Origin of the sequence: Novosphingobium sp., assembly GCF_036733805.1 — a bacterium.
GTDB lineage: Bacteria > Pseudomonadota > Alphaproteobacteria > Sphingomonadales > Sphingomonadaceae > Novosphingobium.
Window position 1 is genome coordinate 20678 of record NZ_DAIMZT010000029.1, and the last position, 17062, is coordinate 37739.

Genomic DNA, 17062 nt, shown 5'->3' on the forward strand with positions numbered 1-17062 from the left:
GATGCTCAGGGACAAATGCGCCATCGTCGGACTGGGCTACACGCCCTTTTCATCGAACTCGGGCGTGACGACGGAGATGCTGGCGGTCCAGGCCTGCCACAATGCGATGGCCGATGCTGGGCTGAAGCCTGGCGATGTGGACGGGTTGCTGACCTATCATCTGGGCGACAGCGCGCCGGTGCAGGTGGTCGCCAGCTCGCTCGGCATCCGCGAACTGCGCTGGTATAATGAGATCGCCCAGGGCGGTCCGGGCAACTGCGCCGTCATCCTGGAAGCGGCGATGGCGGTCATGGCGGGCCTTGCCGAAACCGTCGTCTGCTATCGCGCGATGAACGGGCGGTCGGGCAAGCGCGCGGGCGAGCTTGGCGCGGTCGGCAAGGCGGTGGGCGAGATGCAGTTCCTGATGCCCTATGGCATATTGGGCGTGCCGGTCTGGTATTCGATGTGGGCGCGCCATCACATGGCGACCTATGGCACGACCAAGGAACATTATGGACAGGTGGCGATCGCGCAGCGCCAATGGGCGCTGAACAATGAGCGGTCGTTCAACCACGAGCCGCTGACGATGGAAGAGTATCTGGCGACGCCGCTGATTTCGGATCCCTTGTCGCGACTGGACTGCTGCCGCGAGATCGACGGCGGCTGCGCCATCGTCGTCACCAGCGCGGAGCGGGCGAAGGATATGCACCAGACGCCGGTCTATATTCGCGGCGGCGCCTACGGGATGGGGCCGGGCGGCGGCCGCAACTATGAGAAATGGGAAGATTACAGTCGGCTCTATTCGCATTACGTGGGGCCGCGCGTCTGGGATTCGGCGGGCCTTGGTCCCAGCGACATGAACTTCGCCCAGATCTATGACGCCTACAGCTTCATCGTCATCAACCAGCTTGAGGATTTCGGCTTCTGCGCGAAGGGCGAGGGCGGGCCGCTGATCGCGTCCGGCGTGACCGCGCCGGGCGGGGCGCTGCCGGTGAATACAGGCGGCGGCATGCTCAACGAAGGCTATCTGAACGGCCTCAATGTCGTGGCCGAGGCGGTGACGCAGTTGCGCGGGCAAGCGGGCGAGCGTCAGGTTGCGGGCGCGGAAGTTGGGCTGGTGAGCGGCTTTGGCGGTCCCCAGGGCAGCGCGATGGTGTTGAGGAAATAATTATGGCGGCTTTCGTCCCCGTTCCCGATATTCTGACGCAGCCCTATTGGGATGGCTGCAAGAACCACGTCATAACGGTGCAGCAGTGCCAGTCCTGCGGACGCAAGCGGCATCGCCCGGCGGCGGGGTGCCACTGGTGCGGCGGTCAGGGCGTCGACTGGGTGCAGTTGTCCGGTCGCGGCAGCCTTTACACCTATACGGTCGTTCACCGCGCCTTTCATCCCAGCCTGGCCGAGGAGGTGCCCTATGTCGTCGGCCTTGTCGCCGCCGAGGAAGATCCGACCGTGCGCTTCCACACGCGCATTTTGGCGTGCGATCCGGCGGACGTTCAGGTCGGCATGAGCCTGAAGGTCCTGTTCCAGGAGGAGCCGGACGGGACGGTTCTTCCTTATTGGAGGCCGAGCGCCGCCTGAGCCGAAATCAGTTTTTGCAATCAAAGGAGAGTTTATGGGCCTGTATTATGATGAGATGGAAGTAGGTCAGGAATGGGTTTCGCCGGGCAGGACCGTCACCGAATGGGACATCATGACCTTCGCGACGCTTACATCCGATATGAATTCCATCCACGTCGACGCTGAATATTGCAAGACCACGCCCTTTGGCGCGCCCATTGCGCATGGCTTCCTCATCGCTTCGCTGGCGGCTGGCTTCGGCGCCCGGATGGGCATAGCGGAAGGCACGATCGTCGCCAATCTGGGGATCAGCTGGCGGTTCCTGACCCCGGTCAAGGCGGGCGACACGATCCACCTGGTCATGAGCGTCAAGGAAAAGCGCCCGTCCAAGTCGCGGCCCGGCGAAGGCATCATCATCCGCACCTATGATGTGCGCAACCAGCGCGGCGATACCTGCGCGCTTGGCGAAGTTGCCGCAACCTTCAAGTGCAAGCCGACCGCATGATTTGCGCGTTGCGCCAAGCTGGCGGTCGGGCGTCATCCGCTTCCTGCCGCCCGCGTCGCCCAAGGGTTTGAGCTGACCGGCGGCGCCATCGTCGCGGCTGAAACCAATGCTGCATTGCAGCAAATGGGAGAATCGGGATGCTCGGGAGACTGTCTCACACCGCCATTTGCGTGCGCGATCTGGATGTTTCGGTCGCTTTCTATGAAAAGCTCGGCCTGCACAAGTTCTTCGAGTTCACTCATGACGACCCGATTGCCGGGGCCGTCGTGGGGGTAGAGACGCGAAAGGTCCGGATGGCGTTCATGCGCCTTGGCAACAACCCTCTGGAGCCGTTTCTCGACATCGTGCAGTTCGTCGATCCGCCGACGCAGGGTGAACCCTATCCTACACTGAACAATGTCGGAATTTGTCGGGTCGCCTTCGCCGTGCAGGATATCGACCAGGTGTATGAAAGGCTGAAGGAGATGGAGGTCGACTTCGTGACCCCGCTCCAGCGGCTGACGACTCCCAATGGCGACCCCCTGGCCATGGTTTGCTTCAAGGACCCGGACGGAAGTTTTCTTGAGATTATTTCCGGTCTGAAAGTCGAATAGCGCGGGGCGGCGGTGAAGCATTTCCTCACGAATATCGGCATCGCGGGCGTCCTAAGGGACATGCCGGCTGTAGCAAAGCGATGAACCTGGCGAAATCCGGCATGGATAAATCCAATGCCTCCTATTCCGGCGACGAAGCGGCGATCCGTCGGTTTATCATTCCGCTGGACGATCGCCGAGATGGCGAAAACGGCCGCTCTATCGCGCTCGGCCTTCTTCGAACGGTTCAGCCGTGCAGTGGGCGTCGCTCCGATGGAATATCTGCTCGCCTGGCGCATGGCGATGGCCAAGGAACTGCTACGGCGGAAGGAGGGCGACCTTGGAGAGATCGCGGAGCGCGTCGGCTATGGTTCGGCGAGTGCCTTCAGCGTGGCATTTACCCGGCATGTCGGGTTGTCGCCCACGCAATATGTGCGACGGCAGATAGCGACGTGATCTCATCGCGATGCCATGTAACTGGACGATACGGTCGGATCACCGGTTCCAGCATAGCGTGTCACCGCCGGGTAAGGATAGGTGGGACGCGTCGCGACCACTTGGCCCGTGGTAACATCGACGCGCTCGGCGATGATTTCCTCGGGTGCTTCGCCTTGTTCAACCCAAGTCATGAGCGCCGTCATCCCTGATGCCGTCGTCAGACCGGGACCTGGGCCGGCGATGGTGCCGTGGATGTCGCCATCGGTGCAGAAAAGGCGCGCAAAGGAGCGTGTCTGCTCCTCGCCTCCGCATGTCGCGACAACCCTGCGGTAATAGTCGACCACGGATTCGGATTGAACGATCTGGTCGTTGACCGCCTGGGTGATCAGCAGCTTGCCGCCGCTGTCGCGCAGAGCCGATAGATCGGGGTCATTGGTGGCGATATCCTTGAACTTGACGATACCAAGGTCGGTCAGTTCCTCATAGCGTTCAAGGCTGAGCGACTTCCAGTCGAACTGGGGGTCTTCCAGGATCCAGCGATAATAGGCCTGGCTTTCATAACAGACAGGTTCCAGCCGGCCGTCGACCTCCACCGATTTCCACATGCCGACATAACCCCAGCTCTCCGTTCCGACGGGCAAGCCGAAGCCCAGCCTTTCGCCATTGGCCCGCCTGGGGCCGTCCCATAATTTTTCCATGATTTCGGCGTCGATGGCGGTGATCGGCCCGGCGGACGTCTTGCGGCCGATGACCGAGTGCGCGTCGAAATCCCGTAGTTCCGCCAGGCCGATAAAACCGTCGCGGACCCCGTCGGCGCCGTCACACGCCTCCAGCGCGGCATCGCGAAAGGCTTCGAACTTTGCCGGCGGCAGGACGGTTCCCCGTTCTTTCATCACCAGCGCCGGCCACATGGCGGAAGGCCAGAGCGAGGTCCAGTTGATCGCCGGATCGGACGCCCAGATGCCGTCGAAATCTTCTGGATAGTGAAGTGCCGCGGCTATGCCCTGCCGCCCGCCGCCCGAGCAGCCGGCATAATAGGAACGGATCGGCGCCTTGTCATGCAGCGCCTCTATGACCGCCTTTGCGATCACGGCCATGTCATGGGTGCTGACATAGGACCAGTTGCGCAGCAGGTCCCAGTCGAGCGCGCCGCTTTCCGGGTCCAGTGGCCAGTCGAAGAAGCGCGGATCGCGGTTGCCGCCGTCGGTTGCCGCCGTCGCAAAGCCGTTGCGCAGCGCGATCGGCATGGTCACGGTGCGGACGGCGGGCTGTTCGAACCAGATCGGCCCGGTGATGCTTCCCATGCCACCAGTCGCCAGAAAGCGTTCGTTCCAGGCCAGCGGCACCCAGATGGGGATATGCGCGACATGGCCGGCCGCAGTACGCTTGCTGGCGACGATCCGGCAAAAATCCGGGAGGTCGGTGATCAGAGGCGGGGCCGGCGCATAGTCGGGAACAAGGTGGGACGGGGGCGGCGCAAATTGCCCGGACCGGTTGATCTCCGCCGTGACGATCTCGACCTCGGGAAGATGCGACAGCGCCACCTGGAGGCAATCGACCAAGCAGCGATCGGCAAGGTCGGCGGGCTGGAGGCCGCTGGTGTCCACCCAGCGCGTGAAGCCCGATCGCGCCAGCCTGACTTTGTCCGCATCCAGGGTTCCGTCAGCATAGTAGCTCATGGGATCAGCCCCTTGCTGCTGTTATTTGAGCGGGTCGTAAATGACCGGGAAATTGGGGTGGTCCAATGGCCCATAGGCATTGATCCCCAGCCCGTCGGTATATTCGCTCTGCGCGCCAGTATAGCGCGCGTCGCCCGGCGCGAGGACGCCAGCCCATGACCAGCGCGGCCGCTGGCCCCGGTTCGGGGCGGTGCCGTGGATCGTCCCGTTGGCGTGGACCGTGGCGTCGCCCGGTTGAAGCGCGATCGGTTCGGTCAGGGTGCAAAAACGATCGATATAGGACGCCCATTCGTTCCAAAGCGCGCCGACTTGCCCGAGATTGCCAAGCTTGTGCGACCCGGAATAGAATTGCATCGCGCCCATGTCCTGATCAACGGCGTCCAGCGCGATCCAGGGGGTCAGGAAGTTTGCTTCCAGATACATGTGGCCGGGCGTGTCCTGATGGAAGTCCGTGCCGTTGCCCTTGCCACTGTCACCGGGAGGCTTCACCATGGTCGCATCCATCATCATGCGGATGGCGCTGTCGCGGCCCAGCAGGCGCGCCGCGTTTCGTCCAAGTTCCGTCGAGGTCCTGAGCGCGGCATAACAGGGATCGCGGCCGCAGCCGGGATCGTTGCGGAACCAGCTTTGCCAATGCTCTGTAGCCGGCGCTTCCCGATCCAGCCCCTTGCGGCCATCCTTGCCGAAGGTCCGCTGGGCCCGGTCCAGCAGCATGGCGGCGCTGTCCCGGTTGACGAGGGCGGGCAGCTTCACCCAGCCATGTTCGAAGAAGAAGTCGATTTCCGCGTCCGTGACGGCACGAACCTCGATCTCGACGCTTCCGCCATCGGCCATCTGTTCCTCTCCCCATCACGCGCTGGCGCGATCCTGTGACCGGTCCGCGCCCTGTGCGCCGTTTGGCATGAAGAGGCGCAGGCGGGAAGAAACCTATCTTCCAGCAGGCGCACCGGTCTGCAAAACCGGTCCCGTCAGGCGCGTGATCGGCATCGGCCTGCCTTCGGATAGGTTCACCTTCTGACGGACGCCGTTCAGAATGTACCGGTGCCGGCCCGCCCTGTGGATCGGATCTGAATATAATAAAAGATATATGGAGCAGTTCGATGTCCGAAGCCGATTTCAAGGTCGAAATTCCCGATCATCTCTGGAAGAAGCAGTTTCCCAGCGAAACGGTGATGGGCGCGCAGGAGATGATCGATTTCAACCTGGAACATTCGCGCAAGTTCATGGAAGGCGATTTTGATGGGATCATGGCCGAGTCCATCACCGACGTCGCCGTCTGGGAATTTTATCCCAATCGCATCCGCATCAGCGGGAAGGAAGCGTTGCGCCGCTATCATGAAATCAATTTCAGAGTGGTGATCGAGCAGATCGATCCGCGCAATGGCGAGGATACGCGCGAATATTATTCCACCACGACCGGTCCCAACATGCTGGCACACGAGTTCAGCTGCGTCTACACGCGCAAGGACGGATCGACGTTCCGGGGCTATACGAACGCCGTGATCCCCTTCGCCAACGGCAAGATGTGTGGTGAACGCATCTATCTCGACAAGGAGATGGCGGAGTGGTTCGAAGAAGGCATGGGCGAAGAATTCTTCAAGCTGCCGGGCGTTGAACGCTTCTGACGGCTCTCCTGGCAAGGCGGCAGGGAGAAACGCTTTGGAAACGAACTTCGAAGTCATCGCCGAGGGCCTTGAGGCTCCAGAGGGCCCGGTGGTGATGCCCGACGGGTCCGTGATCGTCATGGAGATGCATGCGAGCCGGATCAGCCGGATATGGGGCGGCGGCAGGCGCGAAGTCGTCGCCGAGACCGGCGGTACGCCCAACGGCGCCCAGATCGGCCCTGACGGCGCGCTCTATGTCTGCAACTGCGGCGGCGAAGGCAACAGGCCCGGCGAACATGGCGGCGGCGGCCGCATTGAGCGCGTGGATCTTGCCACCGGCCGGGTCGAACGGCTTTACGACAGCATAAACGGGCATCCGATAAGCGCGCCCAACGATCTGGTGTTCGATGAGACGGGCGGCATCTGGTTCACCGATTTCGGGACGGTGCGCGAACGCGCGATCGAAAAGAGCGGTCTCTGTTGGTGCAGGCCGGACGGGAGCGAGATCCGCCAAGGTTATTTTGGCGGACTTGGCTATAATGGCGTGGGGCTCTCGCCCGACGGCAGGATGCTCTATGTGACGGCAAGCTGGACGGGCCGGCTCTTCCGTTTCGCGGTCGAGGCGCCAGGGCAACTGCGCAAGGGGCCGGAGATGGATGGGCCCGTGCCGGAATATATGGGGTCGGCGGCGGGAGAATCCGTATTCGACAGCTTGGCCGTCACGCAGTCCGGCGCGGTGTGCGCCGCCACCATCATCGGCGGCGGCATCACGACTTTCCATGCAGGCGGAGAGACGAGCTTCCTGCCCTTGCCGGACCGCACGGTCACCAATATCGCTTTCGGTGGCGATGACATGCGCGACGCCTATATCACGCTGTTGAGGACAGGGCGCTTGGTCAAGGTCCGGTGGGACGAGCCGGGCCTCAAGCTTCATTTCGCTTGAAGCGCGTGGGGCCGGCTCTGCGACTTTTCAGGGTCGCGGGGCTTCCCTTATCGGTCCGGCCTGAGCGGGAAGACCGCAATATTTTTGCCGCTGATCGAACTAACCCATAATTCGTCTTCGACCCGCAGCGCCGTGGTCGTGATCGGCATGGGTTTGGTGTCGAACCGGTCCGACAGGCTCTTCACCGCCAGTGTCGTCGGCCTGATTTCATAGACATCGAAGCGCGGCTGGCACTCCTTGCCCTGAAAGCAGCGGGCATTCACTTCCGGATCGTAGCGCATGCCGGTCGTAATGAGCGCCCCATCGGGCGTCCAGCGCAGATTGTCCGGCAGAATGTCGAGCTGAGCGGAACGCACCGGCTTTGCCTTGCCGTCCAGCGTCATCCGGACAATGTCGCGCGACCCGGACATGGCGACATAGATGGAACGCCCGTCCGGCGCGAGAGCCAGCCCGTTCGGGCCGGAGCCTTGCGAGCCGGGGAGGGTGCGCCACCCCTTTCCCTTCGACCACAGGCGCACATCGCCAGTGGGCCGTCCGGCAATGATGTCGGAAAGGACATTGGTTTTCGGCTTGCCCAGGCTGGTGACGACCAGCGTACCCGACTTTAGCTGGGCGACGGAATTGGCCATCATGTCATCCGGGATGGGGACGCAGCCCGTCCATGTGAGAGATGCGTTCCGGGGGTTGAGCCTGTACACCTCTATTGCTTCGCGGCTGCCATGATTGATGACGAACAGCGACGGGAGATGGCCGTCGCTGACGGCAAGGCCGTGGGCGGTCAGCCCGCCCGCCACCAGTGGTCCGGGGCAGTCGGTATAGACCTTCCGATTCCATCGAGCGCGAACGCCAGGAACGAGGTTCAGAGCGCGTCGCGTGCGGGTGCTGACCCGGTAGAGGGAGTCGGGCGTATAACCGCTGACGATGATCCATTCGGTCCTGGCGAGCGGGGCCATGTCTTCAGGATTGGAAATGCCGCAGATGGACCGATCATCAGGGGCGGCCGGGCATTGGCCGGCGGGCGGTGCATCGCCCTTCGAACTGGCGGCGCTGCCCGGCAGCGGCACGGTGCCCAGCATCATCGCCGAAAGCGTCAGCCAGCGCGTGCGGGGAAGCTTCGACATCGGGATGCTCATTCATTTCTCTCCTGCGCGCGCTTACCGACCCATCATGGCCAACCGCATGACTTTGCAGCCGAACCCGTCCAGTCTGGGCGTCATTGGGTCTAAATGCGGATGGCCGCCTGTCCTCTATCTTAGGATGGGTGCACTGCGGCGGCGAGCAGCATCTGTTGCGATCATTGTCACGGTTCGAGGCTGTTGATGCAATCCTTCGCAAACGCGATGCTGTCTTCATGGCCTCCGGCGATGCCCACGCTGCGGTCCATCACCGGCGATGTCTCACTGCGGTCAAAATGAAAATGGCGGCATCGGGCGTGCAATCGGCGCTTTAGGAATGCGCGGGGAGCGCCTTTTCAAAAGCCCGCGCCTGCATCGTGCGGAATTCTTCAACATGGGTGGCAAGTTCTGCCCGAACGGCTTCGTTGCGGTGACCCAAGCTAATCATTTTCGCCGTCAGTCGGCCCGCGTCGCGCTCCGCGTTGATGTCCCACCGCGCGTGTATGGGCCGGTTCGACGCCAACGCAGCCTCGATATTCAGCCGATGCTTCTCGCCAATATAGCGGTAGAAGGCGATCAGCAGATCTTCCGTCGTTTCGAAATTATAGTGGACAAGCGGTGTCTTCATCCCCGCTTCCGCAGCAACGCGTGGGACACCGAGGGCGGCATAGCCCTGTATTTGCAGGACGCGCTCGGTCGCCTCCAGGATGAGCATGCGCGACTGGTCCGCAGAAAGGCGGCGCCTTGCTGGCTTATTCTTCTCCATCAAAGGCATGCCTCCCCGAAGGCGCGCGGTCAGGCCGCAAAGCTGTGCCACATGGGCCACGTTCTCATGGAAAACCGCAATGGTCTTGTTGTCGATGCGATCCTCACTCATGCTACCGGCACCGCCGAACGCGAGGCTGCGCTGACCATGCTGGGGTGCTTGGAAGGGCGCCATCGGATTACCCCGGGAGCGGACAAGAACAATGACACGGTCGCCTTCGTCGCGGCGTTGCGCGAGATGGACGTCACCCCGCACGTGGCCCAGAACAATACGAACCGGCGCTCTGCCATCGACGGGCGCACGACACGCCATCCCGGCTACGGCCTCTCGCAGAAAATCCGCAAGCGTATCGAGGAGGTGTTCGGATGGGCAAAGACCTGCGGCAACATGCGAAAGACCCGCCATCGAGGCCAGGATCGCGTCGAATGGTCCTTCACGCTCACCGCCGCGGTCTACAACCTCATCAGACTGCCGAAACTGCTCGCTTGCGCATAGCTGTGTCCATCATCTGGCCAAAATCGCCCTGTTGTCGGCGGCATGACACGACGATCAGTCTAAAATGAACTCGCGCCTTGCCCCGGACCTTCAATTACAGGCCGATCGCGCCCTCTGAGGCGCCTTTTCCCGCGAGCTGTTAAGCGCCCACATCTGCGGAAACTTCGGGCCCATTTGACAGCGCCATCGCGCCCATGCCCTATTCTCATGCCATTCTCACGCAAAAATCAGCCGGTTCTTCGAGGTGCCCAATGGCCTGAAACGTGATTGACCCCCACTCGAAAATAACATATTACATGTGAAGTGGAGAGTGTCCGGCTTTAGTCAAATGTCTCGACCGTCGAGGCCGATCTAACGCACATATTCCTGGAGAACAAAATGGGAAATCACCGGACGGACCCGAACTAGGAGGCGATCGTGACCACTGAGAAAACAAAAAGTACCGTTATCAAGGCAAGCGAGGATGATGCGCGGAAATATTGGCTTGACGAAGGTCGCCAGCCGGGTGGCACCGTTCGCGAAATTGACCATTCCCAATACCATGAAGGCGTGCACCCGCTGTTCGAAGGCATCAAGATCATCGATTGTGATACTCATTTCACTGAGCCGCCAGATCTTTTCCAGAACCACGCGCCCGCTCACTTGAAGGACAAGATGCCGCGAGTCGTTGAGAAGAACGGCATCGTGCGATGGTATGTTGGTGACAGGGATTTCGGCTCTTATGGCGGCAATGTCGTCAGCAAGGAACGCAATAAGCTTCTTGGTCGCCTGTCCTACACCAATTATGACCTGATTCATCCCGGTTCGTTCAAGGTGAAGGATCGCCTGGAGGAAATGGATCGCATGGGCGTCTGGGGGCATATATGTTTCCAGAATGGCGGCGTAACCCAGGCCGGCGCGCTGATGGCGCTGGACAAGGAACTCCGGGACACCATCATCCGCATCTATAATGATGTGTGCATCGAGCGCATGGAGGAGTCGGGCGGCCGCATCATCGGAATGGCCCAACTGCCTTATTGGGACAACACCTTCCTGCTCGAGGAAGCGCGACGCATGATCGACATGGGCATCAAGGGCTTCGTGTTGCCTGATCGGCCGGAACGCGCGGGTGATTCCTATCTTGGCGCAGGCGGGGTCATCAATCCGGTTTGGGAAGAATTTTTCGACCTCTGCAATTCCACCGGCACGTCGATGAACTTCCACCTCAACTCGGCGCTCGATTCAAGCACGGCGATCTGGGACAATCTGAATTTCTATCAGACCCAGACGGTCGTGACGATGCTCCACACGCTTGCGATCTCGGTGAGCATGGCAACCTTCATGGTCTCAGGTATCCTCGACAAATATGAGGACCTGAAGCTCGGCCTGATCGAGAGCGGCATCGGCTACATGCCGTTCGTTCTGGAGTGTCTCGACCATCAGTTCAACGAAATGCTGGTGCCCGAGATGACCGGCCTCAAGAAGCGTCCGAAGGAATATTTCGCGAAGAACTTCTGGGTATCCTACTGGTTCGAGAAATATGGTCCTCAGAAGATGCTGGAGGAAATCGGTTACGACCGCGTCATGTTCGAGACGGACTTCCCGCATCCGACTTCCATCTATCCCGGCGTCCAGGAACGTGCGGTCGAATCGATCGGCCATCTCGACTATGACAAGAGGAAGATGATCCTGTCGACAAACGCTGCGACGCTGTTCAACATTGATCTTTGAGCGAGAGGCGGTGTGAAGCAATAGCGTCATCACCCGCAACGCCCCTATGACATCATGTCAGCGCGGACATTGTAAAGAGTTGAAAGCGCTTCCGTATCATACGGAAGCGCTTTCTTTTTGTTCCGGGCCCCGGGATGAATCGATCCTGCGGCAATGGCCTGCGGAAAGATAGGTTGCACACGGGGGCGATGGTGAGATGCATATCATCAATGCCGCTCAAAAATACAAAAGTTCAGGGCATTTATCAGGGGAGAGGCAACCATGATATATATGAAACAAGCCAGGGTCGGCCTTCTATACAGCACCTTTCTGGCCGGAAGCGCATTGTTCGCGCTTTCCACAGCTGCTGAGGCGCAGACGGCGGAAGGCGCGTCTGCCGCATCCATCACTGACATCATCGTGACCGCGCGCCGTTCCGCAGAGCGGCTGCAGGATGTTCCGATCTCGATCACGGTTTACAACCAGGAACAGCTGACCAAGCGGAATATCGCCGTCGCCACGGATCTGGCAACCTATACGCCGTCGCTCAGTGTCAACCAGCGTTACGGCCCGGAAAAGTCGTCATTCTCCATCCGTGGGTTCAACCCGGCGAATAACACGGCGCCGACCGTCGGTGTGTATTTCGCTGAAGTAGTGGGAGTGCGCGCGCAGGGCGGGACGACGTCGGGCAATACGGTCGGCGCGGGCGCCTTCACGGACCTGGCCAATGTGCAGGTTCTCAAGGGGCCACAGGGCACATTGTTCGGCCGCAACACGACGGGTGGTGCGATCCTGATTACGCCGCAAAAGCCGACGAATGATTTTGGCGGCTATGCCGAGGGCACATATGGCAATTACAATCAGGTCCGCCTGACCGGCGCGCTCAATGTCCCGCTTTCCGATACTTTCAGGGTCCGCTTGAGCGGGGAACGCAATACGCGCGATGGCTATATGAAAAACCACGCAGGCGTGGGGGCCTCGGACTTTAACGATATAGATTATTGGTATGGCAGACTGAGCATTGTCGGCGATTTGACGCCGAATCTCGAAAATTACGCGGTCTTTCATTATAGCCGGTCAACGACCAATGGCTATGCTTCGCACATCAATACTTGTACTGCGGGTAGCGCGGGCGCAGCCTGCGCGGTTCAGTTGGCGCGTCAGCAGGCACGAGGCGACGGGCCCTATGACGTGGAAAACAATCTGCTGAATCCCTATGAACATCTGACGCAGTGGCAGATTATCAACACGACGACTTGGCATGCGAGCGACACGCTCACGGTCAAGAATATCATGAGCTATGGCGAATTCCGCGAACGGCTGAACCTCGCTTATCTGTCGACCAATTTCGCCACGTCCGGTGGTACACCCTATGTCCTTTATGATACCGACGGGGCTGGCCCTCATACGTATTCCGCTGTGGAATCGACTGCTACCGAGGAATTGCAGCTCCAGGGCAAAAGTACGGATGACAAGTTCAATTTTGTTCTGGGCGGCTATCTGGAATTCAGCCGGCCGCTTGGCTTCAGCACCAATATTTCGGCGAACTTCCTGAACTGCATCAGCGCGGAAAATCTGAATTGCACCAACCCGCTCGGTTTCGGCTCCTTCTCGCAGAACAGAACGAAGATGAATTTCGATAACCATGGCATCTATGGCCAGGGGACTTACAAATTCTCCGACAAGCTTTCGCTGACCGCGGGCGCAAGGTGGACTTTCGACAAAATCGTGGGCACGGGGCAGCCGACGCGCTTCAGCTTGTCGACCGCGCCGGGCTCCTACATCGATCCCCGTACCGGTGTATCGATTCTGCGTACCTGCTCGGATACCGTCACTTACCCCAACTCAACCGGGACAGGCGGCAAAATCGTCACCAGCCCTGCGGAGTGCACGACGGTACGGGTCAACAAATCCGACAAGCCGACCTGGGTCATCGACCTCGATTACAAGCCGATACCTGACCTGATGCTCTATGGAAAATATGCGCGCGGCTATCGTCAGGGCGGGATAAACTTCAACTCGATCGGCTTCGAGACCTGGAAGCCGGAAAGCATGGATACTTTCGAAGCCGGCGCCAAGTTCAGTTTCAATGCCGGGGTCAAGGGTTATTTCAACATCGCCGGCTTTTACAACAAGCTGTCGGACCTGCAGGTGCTCGCCCAATTGATCCCGACACCGGCGGCTGTGTTGCAGGGCGTTACAGGGGCTTCGGCGATCCTGAACGCGGGCAAGGCGCGATCCTATGGCGTGGAGCTCGACTCTTCACTGCTGTTCTTCGATCGGCTCCGGGTGTCGGTGGGCTATACTTACCTGAACACAAAGATCATCGAGATCGACTCGCCGGCCACGCTGGCCGCGAAACTGGTGGGCACGCCTTTCCAGTCGGCCAATCCGCAGGTCTTCAAAGGGACCGGTTTCCTGGATACCCCCAAGCACAAGCTGAGCGTAGACGCCAATTACACGCTGCCCCTGAATCCGGACATGGGCACCCTGTCGGTTGGGGCCACCTGGACTTATACGTCTCAGCTCGTCACCAACTATAGTGACCCGCAATACGTCAACGGGTTCCCCGTCGGGGTCACGCCATCCAACAATCTGGTCAACCTCAACGTGGACTGGAAGAATGTCGGAGGCTCGCCGATCGGGGTTTCGCTGTTCGTCACCAATCTGACGAAGGAATTGGTGAAGATCCCCAATCAGTTCCCCTACGCCTTTTCGAGTGGGGCGGTGCATGTGGGCTACATGGCGCCGCGTATGTACGGTGTGCGTTTGAGGTACGATTTCGGCAGCTGAGGAGGGATGCGATCCCGTCTCGACTGTTCAGGATGAAAGGCGGCGCGTATCGGCTACGGACAACGAGCTTCTGCAACGGCAGAAAACTCGTTGTCCGCGAAAGTGCGCGCCGCAGCCTTTGATCTGAAATCCGGTTTGCCAAACAAACAGGGGGTGAACTTGATACTGGGCCGCTTGACAATGATGTTCCTCACAGCGGTGAGCGGATCGGCCATTACACTTCTTGCCCAGCAAAGCGCCTCCGGTAGGACGCAGCGATCGGAACCGCCACATCCGATTTCGCTCCCCAATGTCGAGGACATGGCGGTGCTGCCCGGTGGGCGATGGCTGATCGCCAGCAGCATGCGTTCGGATGATGTGAAATCGGGCCTTTATGCCGTTGAGATGGGAACCGCGCGGTTCGAACGGCTTTATCCAGATGGTGGGACGGCTGATAAGAGCCTGTCATCGATGCCTGCTGCCACACCTTCCGGAGCGGCCTGTCCGGGGGAACTGGCCCCCGGCGCGTTTTCCGGTCATGGCATTTCCTACAAGCCGGTATCGGTGCGCGGCGGCGAACTCTATGTTGTGAACCATGGCGGCCGGGAATCGATCGAGATATTCGATGTGGAGCTTCCCCATATGGCGCGGGCCATGCCCAGGCTCCGATGGAAGGGTTGCATCCTTGCCCCGGCGGGGACAGTCGGCAACGCCGTGACATGGACGCCTGACGGGCGGGTCTATGCGACGGTGACGCCGGTGGTGAACGGCATGCCCCAACCTGGCGATGTGCGCTTTTGGACGCCGTCGGCTGGCTGGACGCATCTGGCTGGCAGCGACGTGCAGGTGCCGGCCGGTATTGCCGCGTCGCCTGCCGGAGACAAAATCTATGTCACTTCCTTCCTGGATCGCAAGGTTGTCGAGGTATCGCTTGGCAGGTTTCCGGAGCGGCGCGAAGTTTCGGTGGAGTTCGGCGCCGACAATGTCAGCCTGGCGAAGGATGGCGCGCTTCTCGTCGGCGGTCTGGAAGGCGATCCGGCCGACATCATGCGCTCCTGTCGTGGCTCGAACAGTCCGGCATGCCGTTTCACCGGTTATGTGGCGCGTGTCGAGCCGAAGTCTTTCCATGTCACCTGCACGCTGGAACTGGGCCCCACGGTGACGACGACCGCTACACAGGTCGGGAACTTGCTGTGGCTGGGTTCAAGCCGCGCACCCCGGATATGGCGCGCGCCCGTCGCTGCGTTGAAGAGCTGTCCCGGCCGGATCGATGTCGGGGCCGGCACGACCGGGCATGAGTAGCGTTGGGCGTTGCCTGCGACTATGCCATGCTGGCTTGTTCGCTTTCGGAGAGGCCAACAATGAATAGTTCCCAGACCGAATGGGCGGAAGCGGAATTTTCCCGCGGCTGGCGATTGATCCTGGCGAGCGCCTTCGGAGTCGGATTCGGCTCGATCGGGTTCGTCACCTACTCGATCGGCGCGTTCGTTGATCCGCTGGGGCGGGAGTTTGGATGGACGCGGACTGAGGTTCAGGGGGCCATCGCCTTCGGCGTCGGCCTTGGTGGCTTCCTCGCGCCCATCGTGGGCTATATGATCGACCGCCATGGGGGCAGGAAAATCGCTCTCTGGGGGCTCGTCGGCGTCGCTGTCGGATATTTGATGGCGAGCGCCTCGCAAGGTTCTCTCGGCTATTTCTATCTTGCCTATGCTGCAGTGGCGCTCCTTGGAGCGGGGAGTGGTCCGGTAAGCTGGACCCGCGCCGTCGCGGGCCATTTCCATGGCCGCCGGGGCCTGGCGCTGGCGTTGACATTATCCGGCACGGGTATGGCTGCGATTTTCGTGCCGCCCTATGCGGTCTTCGTCGTTGAAAATTGTGGCTGGCGCGTGGGCTACATGGCGCTGGCCCTCCTGCCGATGGTAGCCTTGGCGCTGGCAGTCTTTTTCTTCTTCCCCGACCGGTCCTCCCCCGGCGGCGCGGCGCCCGTTCACGCGCGAACGCTGACCGGCTTCACATTGCGCGAGGCGGTTTCTTCCTACCGTTTCTGGCTGCTGCTGGCCTCGATTCTGGCGATGTATATCGGTATTACCGGGATCGTGCCCAACCTGATCCCGGCGTTGACCGACAAGGGCTTCACGCCCACCGTCGCGGCGTCGATCCAGAGCGGCTATGGCATATCCCTCATTATCGCGCGCCTTGGGATCGGCTGGCTGCTCGACCGTTTCTGGGGGCCGGGCGTCGCCGCCGTCACGCTGACCTCTCCGGTGGTCGCCTGCCTGATCCTGATGGGCGAGCCGAGCTATGCGACGGCGCTGTTGGCGTCGGTGCTGGTCGGCGCGTCAGCGGGGGCGGAACTGGATCTGCTCGCCTATTTCACGGCGCGTTATTTCGGGATGCGGAACTATGGGCGCATCTATGGGCTGCTCTATATGGGCGTGGCGCTGGGCGCGGGCCTTGGTCCGATATCCTTCGCCTATCTTTCGCAGATCAGCGGATCCTATACGGCCAGCTTTCAGGTCGCGCTGGCCCTGTTTGCCTTCGGTGGCATGAGCATTCTCTTCCTGGGCCGCTATCCCCGGGGGGATTTCGGCCACGAAGCCCGTCCGGCCTGATCCGCTATTCAGCAGCACCAGTTCCTCGGCCATGCTGGGGTGGAGCGCGACGGCGCCCAGTCTGTTGCGTGCTTCGGCTTCGGTCATGCCTATGGCCGCTATCGGGCGTGGCTGAACACCGCCGAAGGGATGCAGTCATAGTCGACCGTGCAATACGGTATCGGCGAAGGCATGGCCTTCCCGGATGGCGACCGGCGTCAGCTGGACGCGGTCGGTCACATCGTCCACGGCATAGACGCCCTCCACCGAGGTGCGGTTATATTCATCGACCCTGATGGCGGCTTTGTTGCACAAATGAGCTGGTGGACAAGTTGCCGGCTTTGAAGGTTGGTG

General features: G+C 60.8%; 15 protein-coding genes and 2 pseudogenes. 12 read left to right on the plus strand and 5 right to left on the minus strand.

Going from position 1 to position 17062, the window contains the following annotated elements; translation table 11 throughout:
* Position 1: 1 nt before the first annotated feature.
* The 5 genes from V7D69_RS08750 (at position 2) to V7D69_RS08770 (ending at position 3072) form a co-directional block, all read left to right on the plus strand.
* The gene (locus V7D69_RS08750; RefSeq protein ID WP_324061777.1) at positions 2-1147 is read left to right on the plus strand and encodes a thiolase C-terminal domain-containing protein; all 1146 of its coding nucleotides are present in this window, start codon (positions 2-4) and stop codon (positions 1145-1147) included.
* 2 nt (positions 1148-1149) lie between these two features.
* Entirely contained in the window at positions 1150-1560 is a 411-nt protein-coding gene (locus V7D69_RS08755; protein WP_324061775.1) for a Zn-ribbon domain-containing OB-fold protein, read from the plus strand.
* A gap of 34 nt (positions 1561-1594) precedes the next feature.
* Complete coding sequence (locus V7D69_RS08760; protein WP_324061773.1) at positions 1595-2044, plus strand: MaoC family dehydratase; 450 nt, start codon at positions 1595-1597, stop codon at positions 2042-2044.
* Positions 2045-2181: 137 nt separating this feature from the next.
* Positions 2182-2637: a VOC family protein gene (locus V7D69_RS08765; protein WP_324061771.1), complete on the plus strand. Its 456-nt coding sequence runs from the start codon at positions 2182-2184 to the stop codon at positions 2635-2637.
* A 114-nt stretch (positions 2638-2751) separates the two neighbouring features.
* Complete coding sequence (locus V7D69_RS08770; protein WP_333605597.1) at positions 2752-3072, plus strand: helix-turn-helix transcriptional regulator; 321 nt, start codon at positions 2752-2754, stop codon at positions 3070-3072.
* Between the two features lie 2 nt (positions 3073-3074).
* Here the strand turns inward: V7D69_RS08770 and V7D69_RS08775 are convergent, their stop codons facing one another.
* Together V7D69_RS08775 and V7D69_RS08780 are read right to left on the minus strand one after the other, a co-directional pair.
* Positions 3075-4733 (minus strand): tannase/feruloyl esterase family alpha/beta hydrolase, encoded by a 1659-nt coding sequence (locus V7D69_RS08775; protein WP_333605598.1) that lies wholly within the window; start codon positions 4731-4733, stop codon positions 3075-3077.
* A 21-nt stretch (positions 4734-4754) separates the two neighbouring features.
* Positions 4755-5567, minus strand: coding sequence for a phytanoyl-CoA dioxygenase family protein (locus V7D69_RS08780; protein WP_333605599.1), 813 nt, complete (start codon positions 5565-5567; stop codon positions 4755-4757).
* A gap of 266 nt (positions 5568-5833) precedes the next feature.
* Between V7D69_RS08780 and V7D69_RS08785 the strand changes: the two genes are divergently transcribed.
* Entirely contained in the window at positions 5834-6358 is a 525-nt protein-coding gene (locus V7D69_RS08785) for a hypothetical protein (protein WP_324061763.1), read from the plus strand.
* A 34-nt stretch (positions 6359-6392) separates the two neighbouring features.
* Positions 6393-7280 carry an SMP-30/gluconolactonase/LRE family protein gene (locus V7D69_RS08790; protein WP_324061761.1) on the plus strand — a complete coding sequence of 296 codons (888 nt, stop codon included), beginning with the start codon at positions 6393-6395 and terminating at the stop codon, positions 7278-7280.
* A 47-nt stretch (positions 7281-7327) separates the two neighbouring features.
* Here the strand turns inward: V7D69_RS08790 and V7D69_RS08795 are convergent, their stop codons facing one another.
* Positions 7328-8413 (minus strand): hypothetical protein, encoded by a 1086-nt coding sequence (locus V7D69_RS08795; RefSeq protein WP_324061759.1) that lies wholly within the window; start codon positions 8411-8413, stop codon positions 7328-7330.
* Positions 8414-8726: 313 nt separating this feature from the next.
* Entirely contained in the window at positions 8727-9161 is a 435-nt protein-coding gene (locus V7D69_RS08800) for a TetR/AcrR family transcriptional regulator (protein WP_324061757.1), read from the minus strand.
* Between the two features lie 18 nt (positions 9162-9179).
* On the opposite strand from V7D69_RS08800, the pseudogene V7D69_RS08805 reads away from it, so the two are divergent.
* The 5 genes and pseudogenes from V7D69_RS08805 to V7D69_RS08825 form a co-directional block, all read left to right on the plus strand.
* Positions 9180-9656, plus strand: a pseudogene (locus V7D69_RS08805) (transposase); the annotation flags it as partial.
* A gap of 417 nt (positions 9657-10073) precedes the next feature.
* Complete coding sequence (locus tag V7D69_RS08810; RefSeq protein ID WP_324061755.1) at positions 10074-11366, plus strand: amidohydrolase family protein; 1293 nt, start codon at positions 10074-10076, stop codon at positions 11364-11366.
* Positions 11367-11636: 270 nt separating this feature from the next.
* Positions 11637-14138 carry a TonB-dependent receptor gene (locus V7D69_RS08815; RefSeq protein ID WP_333605600.1) on the plus strand — a complete coding sequence of 834 codons (2502 nt, stop codon included), beginning with the start codon at positions 11637-11639 and terminating at the stop codon, positions 14136-14138.
* A gap of 159 nt (positions 14139-14297) precedes the next feature.
* Entirely contained in the window at positions 14298-15419 is a 1122-nt protein-coding gene (locus V7D69_RS08820) for a hypothetical protein (protein ID WP_324061752.1), read from the plus strand.
* A 59-nt stretch (positions 15420-15478) separates the two neighbouring features.
* The gene (locus V7D69_RS08825) at positions 15479-16729 is read left to right on the plus strand and encodes an MFS transporter (RefSeq protein ID WP_324061750.1); all 1251 of its coding nucleotides are present in this window, start codon (positions 15479-15481) and stop codon (positions 16727-16729) included.
* Between the two features lie 33 nt (positions 16730-16762).
* Here the strand turns inward: V7D69_RS08825 and V7D69_RS08830 are convergent.
* Positions 16763-17062, minus strand: a pseudogene (locus V7D69_RS08830) (FAD-dependent oxidoreductase); the annotation flags it as partial.

Excerpts from the sequence above, each read along its gene's own strand:
- V7D69_RS08750 (WP_324061777.1), top strand. The coding sequence starts at position 2 with ATGCTCAGGGACAAATGCGCCATCGTCGGACTGGGCTACACGCCCTTT.
- V7D69_RS08755 (WP_324061775.1), top strand. The coding sequence starts at position 1,150 with ATGGCGGCTTTCGTCCCCGTTCCCGATATTCTGACGCAGCCCTATTGG.
- V7D69_RS08760 (WP_324061773.1), top strand. The coding sequence starts at position 1,595 with ATGGGCCTGTATTATGATGAGATGGAAGTAGGTCAGGAATGGGTTTCG.
- V7D69_RS08765 (WP_324061771.1), top strand. The coding sequence starts at position 2,182 with ATGCTCGGGAGACTGTCTCACACCGCCATTTGCGTGCGCGATCTGGAT.
- V7D69_RS08770 (WP_333605597.1), top strand. The coding sequence starts at position 2,752 with ATGCCTCCTATTCCGGCGACGAAGCGGCGATCCGTCGGTTTATCATTC.
- V7D69_RS08775 (WP_333605598.1), bottom strand. The coding sequence starts at position 4,733 with ATGAGCTACTATGCTGACGGAACCCTGGATGCGGACAAAGTCAGGCTG.
- V7D69_RS08780 (WP_333605599.1), bottom strand. The coding sequence starts at position 5,567 with ATGGCCGATGGCGGAAGCGTCGAGATCGAGGTTCGTGCCGTCACGGAC.
- V7D69_RS08785 (WP_324061763.1), top strand. The coding sequence starts at position 5,834 with ATGTCCGAAGCCGATTTCAAGGTCGAAATTCCCGATCATCTCTGGAAG.
- V7D69_RS08795 (WP_324061759.1), bottom strand. The coding sequence starts at position 8,413 with ATGAGCATCCCGATGTCGAAGCTTCCCCGCACGCGCTGGCTGACGCTT.
- V7D69_RS08800 (WP_324061757.1), bottom strand. The coding sequence starts at position 9,161 with ATGGAGAAGAATAAGCCAGCAAGGCGCCGCCTTTCTGCGGACCAGTCG.
- V7D69_RS08815 (WP_333605600.1), top strand. The coding sequence starts at position 11,637 with ATGAAACAAGCCAGGGTCGGCCTTCTATACAGCACCTTTCTGGCCGGA.
- V7D69_RS08825 (WP_324061750.1), top strand. The coding sequence starts at position 15,479 with ATGAATAGTTCCCAGACCGAATGGGCGGAAGCGGAATTTTCCCGCGGC.